General features: G+C 53.4%; 11 protein-coding genes and 5 tRNA genes. 1 reads left to right on the top strand and 15 read right to left on the bottom strand.

All coding sequences use genetic code 11. From position 1 onward, the window contains the following. Positions 1-12: 12 nt before the first annotated feature. Positions 13-1,299 carry an HlyC/CorC family transporter gene (locus ABU178_RS15960; protein ID WP_397216639.1) on the top strand — a complete coding sequence of 429 codons (1,287 nt, stop codon included), beginning with the start codon at positions 13-15 and terminating at the stop codon, positions 1,297-1,299. A 56-nt stretch (positions 1,300-1,355) separates the two neighbouring features. On the opposite strand, the gene luxS is transcribed toward ABU178_RS15960, so the two are convergent. The 15 genes from luxS to tam form a co-directional block, all read right to left on the bottom strand. Beyond that, positions 1,356-1,871 (bottom strand): S-ribosylhomocysteine lyase, encoded by a 516-nt coding sequence (gene luxS, locus ABU178_RS15955; RefSeq protein ID WP_397216637.1) that lies wholly within the window; start codon positions 1,869-1,871, stop codon positions 1,356-1,358. A 149-nt stretch (positions 1,872-2,020) separates the two neighbouring features. Next, complete coding sequence (gene gshA / locus ABU178_RS15950; protein WP_397216636.1) at positions 2,021-3,625, bottom strand: glutamate--cysteine ligase; 1,605 nt, start codon at positions 3,623-3,625, stop codon at positions 2,021-2,023. A 31-nt stretch (positions 3,626-3,656) separates the two neighbouring features. Further along, positions 3,657-4,085, bottom strand: coding sequence for a YqaA family protein (locus tag ABU178_RS15945; protein ID WP_397216634.1), 429 nt, complete (start codon positions 4,083-4,085; stop codon positions 3,657-3,659). After that, positions 4,082-4,648, bottom strand: coding sequence for a fructose-1-phosphate/6-phosphogluconate phosphatase (gene yqaB, locus ABU178_RS15940; protein ID WP_397216632.1), 567 nt, complete (start codon positions 4,646-4,648; stop codon positions 4,082-4,084). Before yqaB ends, ABU178_RS15945 begins: the two co-directional genes overlap by 4 nt. Positions 4,649-4,855: 207 nt before the next feature. Beyond that, positions 4,856-4,932 (bottom strand) — tRNA-Arg (locus ABU178_RS15935). 51 nt (positions 4,933-4,983) lie between these two features. Beyond that, positions 4,984-5,060, bottom strand: a tRNA-Arg gene (locus ABU178_RS15930). Positions 5,061-5,117: 57 nt separating this feature from the next. Beyond that, a tRNA-Arg gene (locus ABU178_RS15925) sits at positions 5,118-5,194 on the bottom strand. Between the two features lie 84 nt (positions 5,195-5,278). Then, positions 5,279-5,355, bottom strand: a tRNA-Arg gene (locus ABU178_RS15920). 9 nt (positions 5,356-5,364) lie between these two features. Then, positions 5,365-5,457: transfer RNA gene (locus ABU178_RS15915), tRNA-Ser, on the bottom strand. Positions 5,458-5,744: 287 nt separating this feature from the next. Then, the gene (csrA, locus tag ABU178_RS15910) at positions 5,745-5,930 is read right to left on the bottom strand and encodes a carbon storage regulator CsrA (protein ID WP_004155916.1); all 186 of its coding nucleotides are present in this window, start codon (positions 5,928-5,930) and stop codon (positions 5,745-5,747) included. Between the two features lie 242 nt (positions 5,931-6,172). Continuing rightward, positions 6,173-8,803, bottom strand: a complete 2,631-nt coding sequence (gene alaS, locus ABU178_RS15905) for an alanine--tRNA ligase (RefSeq protein ID WP_397216630.1) — start codon at positions 8,801-8,803, stop codon at positions 6,173-6,175. Positions 8,804-8,939: 136 nt separating this feature from the next. Then, positions 8,940-9,455 (bottom strand): regulatory protein RecX, encoded by a 516-nt coding sequence (locus tag ABU178_RS15900; protein ID WP_397216628.1) that lies wholly within the window; start codon positions 9,453-9,455, stop codon positions 8,940-8,942. Positions 9,456-9,568: 113 nt separating this feature from the next. Beyond that, positions 9,569-10,639, bottom strand: a complete 1,071-nt coding sequence (gene recA, locus ABU178_RS15895; protein ID WP_397216626.1) for a recombinase RecA — start codon at positions 10,637-10,639, stop codon at positions 9,569-9,571. An 89-nt stretch (positions 10,640-10,728) separates the two neighbouring features. Continuing rightward, positions 10,729-11,229: a nicotinamide-nucleotide amidase gene (gene pncC, locus ABU178_RS15890; RefSeq protein WP_397216625.1), complete on the bottom strand. Its 501-nt coding sequence runs from the start codon at positions 11,227-11,229 to the stop codon at positions 10,729-10,731. A gap of 117 nt (positions 11,230-11,346) precedes the next feature. Continuing rightward, positions 11,347-12,123 (bottom strand): trans-aconitate 2-methyltransferase, encoded by a 777-nt coding sequence (tam, locus tag ABU178_RS15885; protein ID WP_397216623.1) that lies wholly within the window; start codon positions 12,121-12,123, stop codon positions 11,347-11,349. Between the last annotated feature and the right edge of the window lie 79 nt (positions 12,124-12,202).

Raw genomic sequence — 12,202 nt, 5'->3', positions numbered from 1 at the left:
GGAAGTTCTGCGTTGGAACATGTTTCAACCACCACACTGATTATTACGCTGGTTATTATGGTGCTGGTTTCCGCCTACTTTTCTGGCTCCGAAACCGGCATGATGACCCTCAACCGCTACAAACTGCGTCATCAGGCTAAAAGCGGCCATCGCAGCGCGCGTCGGGTAGAAAAGCTGTTACGACGCCCGGATCGCCTGATTAGCCTGGTGCTGATCGGAAATAACCTGGTCAATATTCTCGCCTCCTCGCTGGCGACCATTGTGGGTATGCGTCTTTATGGCGATGCCGGGGTGGCCATCGCCACCGGCGTGCTGACTTTCGTGGTGCTGGTGTTTTCAGAAGTGCTGCCTAAAACCATCGCCGCGCTCTACCCGGAAAAAGTGGCTTATCCCAGCAGCCTGTTGCTGGGACCATTACAGTACGTGATGCTGCCGCTGGTCTGGCTGCTTAACACCATCACCCGCATTCTGATGCGTATGGTCGGCATCAAAACCGATGGCTCCGCCAGCGCTGCGCTGAGTAAAGAAGAGCTGCGGACTATCGTCTACGAATCGCGCAGCCTGATGTCGCGCCGTCATCAGGATATGCTGCTCTCCGTGCTGGATCTGGAAAAAGTTAACGTTGACGACATCATGGTGCCGCGCAATGAGATTGTCGGCATCAACATCAACGATGACTGGAAATCAGTGATGCGTCAGCTCAGCCATTCGCCACATGGCCGCATTGTGCTGTTTCGCGATTCGCTGGACGATGCCGTCGCTATGCTGCGGGTACGCGAAGCCTGGCGCATGATGACGGAGAAAAAAGAGTTCAACAAAGAGACGCTGCTGCGTGCTGCCGACGAAATCTACTATGTGCCTGAAGGCACGCCGCTCAACGTTCAGCTGGTGAAATTTCAGCGCAACAAAAAGAAAGTGGGGCTGGTAGTGGATGAGTATGGGGATATTAAAGGGCTGGTGACGATTGAAGACATTCTTGAAGAGATTGTCGGCGACTTTACCACGTCGATGTCGCCCTCGTTGGCGGAAGAAGTGCTGCCGCAGAATGATGGCTCGGTACTGATCGAAGGCAGCGCCAATGTGCGGGAAATCAACAAGGCGTTCAACTGGACGCTGCCGGAAGAGGAAGCCCGCACCATTAACGGCATGTTGCAGGAAGCGCTGCAGGAGATCCCGGAAGTGAACACGCGTGTGCAGGTCGGCAACTATGACGTAGATATTCTCGACGTGCAGGACAACATGGTGAAACAGGTGAAAATCACCCCGCTAACGCCGTTAAAAACGTCGATAGGTTCCTGATGCTGGCTGCAGAAAAAAGGCGACCCGTTGGTCGCCTTTTTTATCTGCCTGACAGACTAGATATGCAGTTCCTGCAGTTTCTCTTTCGGCAGCGCCAGCTCATCGTTGTGGTTGACACGCACGTCATGAGAAAGGATGTGACGCGCAATATCCTGCGCTTCGTCGAGAGAATGCATCTCATAAGTACCGCACTGATATTCGTTCAGCTCCGGGATTTGACGCTGATCGTTGACTTTCAGCACGTCACCCATCGCCGCTTTCCACGCGGTGGCAACAGTTTGCTCGTCCGGCGTGCCGATCAGACTCATATAGAAGCCGGTACGGCAGCCCATCGGAGAAATATCAATGATTTCAACGCCTTTACCGTTCAGGTGATTGCGCATGAATCCGGCAAACAGATGTTCCAGCGTGTGGATCCCACGCTCAGGCATCACTTCTTTGTTAGGCGCGCAAAAACGCAGATCAAAAACGGTGATGGTATCGCCATGAGGAGTGTTCATGGTTTTCGCGACGCGTACAGCAGGCGCGGCCATGCGTGTATGATCAACGGTAAAGCTATCCAACAATGGCATTTTGTCACCTCTATTTGATAAATTTTTTATAAACGATGAAACTTTTCTGTTCGCCCAGCGTCTGAATATATGAAAGACGCGCATTTGTTATCATCATCCCTGACAACAGAGATGTTAATTTGGCCACAGTGACGTGGCCTTTTTCTTTTCTACCCTTCCCGGCTGGCCAGATAGGCTTCAAATTCCAGCGTATCGCTCTCTTCCAATGTTTTTTGCGCGGCCAGTGATTCACGTGCCTGACGGGCAAAGTCATCTTCAGTCACTACTTCAAGCGGCTCTTCCGATAACATATGACGATACTGTTCCGCCAGAGCAATACCGGTACCGGCTAAGCCGTTATCCTTCATTGCCTGCAGAATGCGCGCTGAATAGGTTAGCTCAGGATCGTCGAACGATGCCACCAGTTGATCGCATACTTGTTGATATTGCGTGCTGCCTTGGTTGCTGTCGAGCACTTCGGCGACGCGACGCAGATCGGCGAACAGGGTTTTACCTACCTCAACCAGCGAGTGCTGCGCTTCTTCGCAGCCCACCGCAATCACCTGCTCCGGTTTACGCCCTTCCAGCACCACGCGGTTCCAGTTTTTGCGGCTGCAAAGCAGCTCTTCTGCACTCATTTCCGGCGCATCCGCCAGCGTGCACCAGATCAGGAAAAGATCGAGGAAACGCACCTGGTCAGCATCGACGCCGGTGGCGGAGAACGGGTTAATGTCCAGCGAGCGCACCTCAATATATTCGATGCCGCCACGCAGCAGCGCGTCTGACGGCGCTTCGCCTGAACGCGTCACGCGTTTCGGACGAATCGGCGCATAAAGCTCGTTTTCAATTTGCAGTACATTGGTGTTGAGCTGCAACCAGTTGCCCTGCGCATCTTTGGTGCCCATCGCCGCATACTCTTCGGACGGCGTTTTGATGGCGCTTTTCAGGGCCCTGACATATTCATCGAGTGAATTGAAGGTAATGCCCAGGCCGCTTTGCGATTTATTGGTGTAGCCAAGATCGCTCAGACGCAGCGAAGTGGCATAGGGCAGCCACAACATATCCTTACCATTGCTTTCAAATGGCAACTTACTCTCGCGTCCCTGCAGGAAGCTGGAGCTGATGGCTGGCGAGGCGCCAAAAAGATAAGGAATAACCCAGCCGAAGCGGTAGTAGTTACGGATCAAACGCAGATAGCCAGCGGAGATGGTCTCTTTGCCGCTCTCTTTGTCTTTCACGTCGGCCCACTCCTGCCAGAACGAAAGCGGCAGCGAGAAGTTGTAATGCACGCCGGAGATGGTCTGCATCAGCGCGCCGTAGCGATTTTTCAGCCCTTCGCGGTAAAGCGTTTTCATGCGGCCGATATTAGAGCTGCCATACTGCGCCAGCTGGATAGCGTCAGCATCGTCAATAATGCACGGCATACTGAACGGCCACATGCGCTCGTCGCCCAACTCGCGCGCAACGTGACGATGAATATCGCGCAGGAAGGTGAGCAGATGATCGATATCCTGATCCACCGGCGTAATGAACTCCAGCAGCGTTTCAGCGAAATCGGTGGTAATCCAGTCGTGCTTTAGCGCCGAGCCTAAAGACTCAGGATGACCGCTGGTCGCCAGATGTCCATCTGGTTTTACACGCAGCGTTTCGCGCTCAATACCACGGCAGATGCCTTTAAGCGCGTCGGGATGCGCTTCCAGCCAGGAAAGCGCCTTTGATACGTCCGGGATCACATTAACCTCCCGCTGTGAAAATATTTTATTTTTGTTCAGCATAATGTTAACCGTAGCCTCGAATCTGTGCGAATCAATGCCACCATTGCATGCCCTGTAATGTGGCGGTCGCGATAACGATGTAACGCAGTGTTTTACCGACAGCGAGAAACAGCAACGCCGGAAGCCAGGAAAAGCGCAACCAGCCTGCCATTACGCAGAGCAGATCGCCAATTACAGGCAGCCAGCTGAATAAAAGCGCTGCTGGTCCCAATCGGTGCAACCACGTCATTGCTGTGTCATGCCATCGCCCTTGCCGTTTCAGCGGCAACAAGCGACCAAGAATAATATTGGTCAGACCGCCCAGCGTGTTCCCCAGCGATGCGGCCAATAACAACCCGTAAACTGATGCCTTATGGACTATCAGGAAAGCAATCAGCAGCGCCTCAGAGCTTCCCGGAAGGAGCGTCGCACTGAGAAAACTGCTGCCAAACAAGGAGCCGTAAGTTAAAACTTCATTCACAGTAAACGCACGTCTACCACATCCATGCCAGCCGCTTTCGCTGCCTGCAGGCCAAAATCAGCATCCTCAAACACCACACAACGTTCCGGTGCCACGCCCATCAACTGCGCGCAGCGCAAAAAGGTATCCGGCTCAGGTTTATGACGCGTAACGTCATCCGCGCCTACAATGGCAGTAAAAAGGTGGCGTACGCCCAATTGGGTCAGTAAGGCATCGGCCATGCTGTGTTCGCTTCCGGTTCCTACCGCCATCGGACGGCGACCGTGATACGCCTTCACCACTTCCATGAGCGGCAAAGGATGAACATTTTCCAGCAGCATCGCTTTTACGGCAGCCGTCTTTTCAGCGGCCAGAAGATGGGGATCGTGAGTGGCCTGGTTCTGCTCAATAATAAATTGCGCCAGTCGCCAGGTCGGCGCGCCGTTGAATTCAATGATCCGCGCTTCATCCAGCGTCATTCCATAACGCGCCAGCACCTGATGCCAGGCTTTTCGATGTGTCGGCTCAGTATCCAGAATGGTGCCGTCCATATCGAAAATCAGGGCGTCGTATTGATCGTACATCGTCACTCCGGACATTCAATAAATGAGCCTTTACTTTAGCGTAATGCGCACAGGTTGTCGCCGGTAGTGATGAACAGCAAATGCTTTGAAAGCATTAGCATTTTTTGTTTTCAGAAAAAGGCGAGAGTGAAATGCCGGAGTTAACTGTCGGGAAACAATATAGTTTTTTGCTGTTAACGGCAGAAGAAAAAACAGGAAGATAAGCGATGGTGCATCCGGGAGGATTCGAACCTCCGACCGCTCGGTTCGTAGCCGAGTACTCTATCCAGCTGAGCTACGGATGCATTGAGAAATCGTTTTGAAGATTGGGGATGCTGCTGAAGTATAAAAGAGAATGGTGCATCCGGGAGGATTCGAACCTCCGACCGCTCGGTTCGTAGCCGAGTACTCTATCCAGCTGAGCTACGGATGCATTAAAAAATCGTTTTGTATGGACCGAATGAAATCAACCTGGGAATAATACGAAGAATGGTGCATCCGGGAGGATTCGAACCTCCGACCGCTCGGTTCGTAGCCGAGTACTCTATCCAGCTGAGCTACGGATGCATAGGTAATTCTTGTACAACGCAGGGTGCTGACAACTCACCATGAAAGGAACGACTCGTTCACTCTTATTTTCTTATTTACCGATGGTGCATCCGGGAGGATTCGAACCTCCGACCGCTCGGTTCGTAGCCGAGTACTCTATCCAGCTGAGCTACGGATGCATCGGTAAATGGCGGTGAGGCGGGGATTCGAACCCCGGATGCAGCTTTTGACCGCATACTCCCTTAGCAGGGGAGCGCCTTCAGCCTCTCGGCCACCTCACCTTACGCGTTCTTGCGAACCGTGCTTCTGAACTTTGTTTCCGCTCATCGGCACTGCGTGGCGCACATATTACTTTCCCCGACTTATAAGTCAAACAATTTTTCCCGCCAATGATTCGATTGCACAAATCACAGGCAATCCGCATATTTTGAAGGCAAAAAGAGTGAATAATCAACAGAGAAAGTCTGCTGAATTTAGCAAAAAGGGAAAAAAGAGTGAGAAGAGAAAAAGTAAGAAAAGGTGGGAGTAAAGCGGTAGCGCCTCGCCAGCAAGCGAGACGCTGGATCCGTTAGTAACTCGTTTGCTGAGTTTTTTCGGCCTGAATGCGCTGATAGATCTCTTCGCGATGCACCGAAACTTCTTTAGGCGCGTTAACACCAATGCGAACCTGGTTACCTTTAACTCCCAGCACCGTTACAGTCACCTCATCGCCAATCATGAGGGTTTCACCAACTCGACGAGTTAGAATAAGCATTCTTTGCTCCTTGAAAGATTAAAAGAGTCGGGCCTGTTTGGGCTCCCGGCATTATCCATCATATAACGCTAAAACGTTGACTATGACAAATACACCAATGTGCTTCATCGCGCCAATACATTCTGCTGATAGTTAGTTTAGCCGAAATACACTACCTCAGCCTGACTTTGTCATTACCTGATAGTCATCGTATTAAAAAGCGCCGGGGCTCAATACCCTGGCGCTTTTCACGACGCTTTGTTCTATTTCAGTTTGGCGCTAACCCAAGCCTCTACGCCCGAGAGCGCGCCAGCTAACGCCTGCGCGTCGGTTCCGCCTGCCTGCGCCATATCAGGACGGCCCCCTCCTTTACCACCGACCTGTTGGGCTAGTTCGCCCACTAACTCACCCGCTTTGACGCGATCGGTCAGATCTTTTGTCACACCGGCAATCAGCGATACTTTCCCTTCCGCCACGGTAGCCAGCACAATCACCGCTGAGCCGAGCTGGTTTTTCAGATCGTCAACCATGGTACGCAGCATCTTGGGTTCCACATTGCTGAGTTCATTAACCAGCAGCTTCACGCCCTGCAAATCGATAGCTTTGCTGCTCAGCGATGCGCTCTCCTGCGCGGCCTGCTGATCGCGCATCTGCTGCAACTCTTTCTCCAGCGCGCGGAGATGATCTACCAGTCCGCGCACTTTTTCGTTCAGGTTGCTGCTGTTGGCTTTTACCAGCTGCGCAACTTCATGCAGCTGCGCGCTCTGTGCATGCATCTGCGCCAGCGCGCCCTCGCCCGTTACCGCTTCGATACGGCGAATACCTGCTGCCGTGCCCGATTCAGACTGAATACGGAACAGGCCGATATCACCGGTACGGGCGGCATGGGTGCCTCCGCACAGCTCTGTGGAAAAATCGCCCATGGTCAGCACGCGCACGCGCTGATCGTATTTCTCACCAAACAGCGCCATTGCGCCTTTGGCTTTTGCCGCATCGAGATCCATCACGTTGGTTTCAACGGCCAGGTTGCGCCGAATCTGCGCATTGACAATATCTTCAACCTGACGAATTTCCTGAGGCTTCATTGCTTCAGTATGCGAGAAGTCGAAACGCAGGTATTTATCGTTAACCAGTGACCCTTTCTGCGCCACATGCTCACCCAATACCTGACGTAACGCCGCGTGCAGCAAGTGGGTTGCCGAGTGGTTGAGACGGATGCGTGCGCGACGCGCCTCATCTACCTGTGCATCCAGACGTTCACCCACGCGCAGATGTCCGCTATTCAGCTTACCGATATGACCAATCGCCTGACCATATTTTTGTGTATCCCGTACGGCAAATTCAGCATTTTTCCCTGCCAGCAGGCCGGTATCGCCAACCTGACCGCCCGATTCGCCGTAGAAAGGCGTTTCGTCCAGCACTACAACGGCTTCCTGACCAGCAGCTAGCTCATTTACTGCGTGACCATCAATGAAGATCGCCTTTACCGTCGAAGTCAGGTTGAGATGGTCGTAGCCTTTGAACGCGGAGGCAGAATCAATGCGAATCACATTGTTGTAGTCCGCACCGAAACCGCTCGCTTCGCGCGCGCGCTGGCGCTGCTGCTCCATCGCCGCGTCAAAACCCACCTCATCGATTTTCAGGTTACGTTCGCGGCAGACGTCGGCGGTCAAATCGACCGGAAAACCAAAGGTATCGTACAGGCGGAATACGGTTTCGCCATCCAGCGTATCGCCCTGCAGTTTCGCCAGCTCTTCATCCAGCAGCGCCAAACCACGCTCCAGCGTTTTCGCAAACTGCTCTTCTTCGCTTTTCAGGATATGCTCAACCTGCGTCTGCTGACGTTTCAGATCTTCGCCTGCGTCGCCCATCACTTCGATCAGCGGCGCCACTAATTTATAGAAAAAGGCTTCTTTCGCGCCCAGCATATTGCCGTGACGTACCGCGCGACGAATGATGCGGCGCAGCACGTAGCCGCGGTTTTCATTCGAGGGGGTTACGCCGTCAGCAATCAGGAAGGCGCAGGAGCGAATATGGTCCGCAATCACGCGCAGTGATTTATTGCTGAGGTCGTCGGCGCCGGTTACTGCGGCGACAGCTTCAATCAGCTTACGGAAGAGGTCGATCTCGTAGTTGGAGTTAACATGCTGCAGCACGGCAGAGATACGCTCCAGCCCCATGCCGGTATCCACAGACGGCTTCGGTAACGGCAGCATAGTGCCATCCGCCTGGCGATTAAACTGCATGAATACGATGTTCCAGATTTCGATATAGCGATCGCCATCTTCATCCGGGCTGCCTGGAGGACCACCAAAAATATGGTCGCCATGATCGTAGAAAATTTCACTGCAGGGACCACAGGGGCCGGTATCGCCCATCTGCCAGAAGTTATCTGATGCGTACGCGCTGCCTTTATTATCGCCAATGCGAATAATGCGCTCATGCGGTACGCCAATCTCGTTCGCCCAGATGTCAAAGGCTTCGTCATCGGTCTCGTAGATGGTGACCCACAGACGCTCTTTCGGCAGTTTGAACCACTGCTCGCTCGTCAGCAGTTCCCAGGCGAAGGCGATCGCTTCTTTTTTGAAATAGTCGCCGAAGCTGAAGTTGCCCAACATTTCAAAAAAGGTGTGGTGACGTGCGGTATAGCCGACATTTTCCAGATCGTTGTGTTTGCCGCCAGCGCGTACGCAGCGCTGTGAGGTAGTCGCGCGATGGTAGTTGCGCTTGTCCTGCCCAAGGAAAACATCTTTGAACTGGTTCATCCCGGCGTTGGTAAACAGCAACGTCGGATCGTTATTCGGTACGAGGGAGCTGCTGGCTACAACCTGATGTCCCTTGCTATGAAAAAAGTCGAGAAACGCTTGACGGATCTCAGCAGTGCTCTTGCTCATATATATCCTGGAATCACGCTAACGAACGTTCCGTCTCGCCTGCCGACCAGCATCCGCGCGGCCAGCCAGCAACAGAGGAACAAAAAGTGGGGATAAGATAAATTTTCTTCAGTGGGAAGTAAAATCCCATCGCAATTCAGTCGTTAAAATTTCTGAAAACGGCCTGAATGTCCTCCATCATAAAGCCTTTCGACTGCAAATAGCGCTGCACTTTCGCTTTTTCTTTCCACTCTGTGGGTAAGGGTAAACCAAACTTGCGCTCGGCGAGATCGGCTGCGCAGGCTGTCCAGTCTATCTCCGTCGCCTCCAGCGCCAGGTCAACCTCTTCGCGGCCAATTCCTTTTTGCGTCAGTTCCATACGAATACGCTGGGGTCCGTAGCCTCTACGGCTGCGGCTCTGGATAAAGCGTTCGGTAAAGCGATCGTCATTCAGCCAGCCATTCTCCTGACACCAGTTCAGCACCTTCTCCATCTGTTCGTCGGTGATAATCTCCGGCTTTTTTTGCTGCATCCAGGCTGCGCGCTGGGCTGACTGCTGCAGCTTGCGCTTCAACTCTTCACGACTGTGATCGCGCTGCGTCAAAATGCGCATCGCGCGATCAAGCAGGCGAGAAAAGGAGATGATCTGAGGCGCTTCAGGCTGTTCCGACATAGTGATTACCTTCTTAATGCTGAGGAGGAATTATGGCTGGAGAGAAGAGAGAGTGAAAGGCTGGCGCGGGAGAAAAGAAAACGGGAGTGGATTCCTCCACTCCCGTTGTTGTATCAGAAGTCTTCGTTGGTTTCGCTCTCTGCTTTTTCATAATCATCAGCAGAGGTTTCCCCAGCGCCGGTTTCACCGGTTGCGTTGAGCAGCATGTCACGCAGCTTCTGCTCAATCTCGTTGGCAATAGCCGGATTCTCTTTCAGGTGGTTGCTGGCATTCGCTTTACCCTGACCGATTTTATCGCCGTTGTAGCTGTACCAGGCGCCTGCTTTTTCAATCAGCTTATGCTTCACGCCCAGATCCACCAATTCACCGAAGACGTTGATGCCTTCGCCATACATGATTTGGAACTCAGCCTGCTTAAACGGCGCGGCGATTTTGTTTTTCACTACCTTCACGCGGGTTTCGCTGCCCACCACGTTGTCGCCTTCTTTGATGGCGCCAATACGGCGAATATCGAGACGGACGGAAGCGTAGAACTTCAGCGCGTTACCACCGGTGGTGGTTTCCGGGTTACCGAACATCACGCCAATTTTCATACGGATCTGGTTGATGAAGATCAGCAGAGTATTGGACTGCTTCAGGTTACCGGCCAGCTTACGCATCGCCTGGCTCATCATACGCGCCGCCAGACCCATGTGTGAGTCGCCGATTTCGCCTTCGATCTCCGCTTTCGGCGTCAGCGCCGCAACGGAGTCGACGATAATTACATCGACAGCACCGGAACGCGCCAGCGCATCACAGATCTCCAGCGCCTGCTCGCCAGTATCAGGCTGTGAACAGAGCAGGTTATCGATATCCACGCCCAGCTTCTTGGCGTAAACCGGATCGAGCGCATGCTCAGCATCGATAAAGGCACAAGTTTTGCCTTTACGCTGTGCCGATGCAATCACCTGCAGCGTCAGCGTGGTTTTACCGGAAGACTCCGGACCGTAAATTTCAACCATACGGCCCATCGGCAGACCACCCGCGCCCAACGCGATGTCCAGCGACAGCGAACCGGTGGAGATAGTCTCCACATCCATCGAGCGATCCTCACCCAGACGCATGATGGAGCCTTTGCCAAATTGTTTTTCAATCTGGCCAAGCGCAGCCGCTAAAGCCTTCTGTTTGTTTTCGTCAATTGCCATTTCAACTCCTAATCATGCCGGGTAAGCACGCATATCGAATGCCTGCTCGCGTTCTGTTGCCGCTAATTATACTGTATAGCCATACAGTATCAAGCTCTATTTATCAAAAATTCATCATGTAACGTACGCAGCGCCCAGGCCACCGACTGCCGTCGGACCGCCTCGCGATCGCCAGTGAAATGCTGTTGAAAAGCCTGGCTTTTTCCATGCGGAGCGGCAAAACCGAACCATACGGTTCCCACCGGTTTTTCCGCCGTGCCGCCGTCAGGTCCGGCGATGCCGCTTACGGCGATAGCGTAATCCGCGCGGGCGGCAAAACAGGCACCTTTTGCCATCTCGAGCACCGTTTGTTCACTCACCGCGCCGAACCGATCAAGCGTCGCGGATTGCACGCCGATCATCTCTTGTTTAGCCTCATTACTATAGGTAACAAAGCCGCGTTCAAACCAGGCGGAGCTGCCGCTAATGTCAGTAAAAACTTTAGCTATCCAGCCGCCGGTGCAAGATTCCGCGGCGGTTACCGTCGCGCGCAATGCTTTCAGCCGCTCGCCGATCATCAGGCTGAGCTGCAGTAATTCATTATCGGTCATGCCCGTTCTCCTGGGTTTCCGGGGCTTAACGTTAGCAGGTAATGGGGGGTTAAGTTAACCTTTTCAACCCTTCCCCCGCCGGGTTAAGTCATTCTTGCGAACAGGATTCCGCCGCCTTCAGGCCCTTTTCATCGCCACGATAAAAAGTCGGGGAAAAGCCAGCAAAATCTCTCCGTCTGCCTGACGAGGATAAGCGTCGCTCAGCGCCTCCTGATATGCCGCCAGAAAACCTTCCTGCGCCTGTTCATCCAGAGCGGATAAAAAAGGCCGTAAGCCGGTTGCGCGCAGCCAGCGGCTAATCGCCTGTACATCATTCATGCGGTGATAATAGGTGGTGCGCCAGATATCGACTTCACAACCCGACCGGCTCAGGAGATCATAATAGCAGCCAGCGCTCAGCAGTTTTTTACGATCGTCCGCGCCGGAGGCGATAGCGTCGCGCCAGGGATCGCGCGCAGCGACCTCACGCATCAACCGATGAGAAGGCTCGTCCAGATTATCGGGCATCTGAATTGCCAGCGAACCGCCCTCAGCAAGCTGGTTAATCAGCCGTGGCAGGAGTGTTTCATGATCGCTCACCCATTGCAGCGACGCATTCGCATAGATAACCTGCTGCGGCAATTCAGCCTGCCAGTCGCGGAAATCGCCCTGAATGAACCGGCACTGCGGCAGACGGTTGCGCGCCTCAGCTAACATCGCTTCCGAGCTATCCAGCCCGGTGATAATGGCTTCAGGCCATGCGCGCAATAATAGTTCCGTGCTGTTACCCGGCCCGCAGCCTAAATCTGTTGCCTGGCTAACGTCTTGCGTCGGTATGCGTGCCAGCAATTCCCGTGCGGGACGCGTTCTTTCCGTTTCGAACTGCCGGTATAACGCTGGATTCCACTCTTGCATCGTTTTCCCCTTCACTGCGTCGCGTTTATAAACACTCTACTTGCGCTGCGGGAAAGCAGATGATTAAAAATGCGATATC

Origin of the sequence: Pantoea osteomyelitidis, from assembly GCF_044342975.1 — a bacterium.
GTDB lineage: Bacteria > Pseudomonadota > Gammaproteobacteria > Enterobacterales > Enterobacteriaceae > Pantoea > Pantoea osteomyelitidis.
This window is presented reverse-complemented; position numbering and strand designations above follow the sequence as displayed.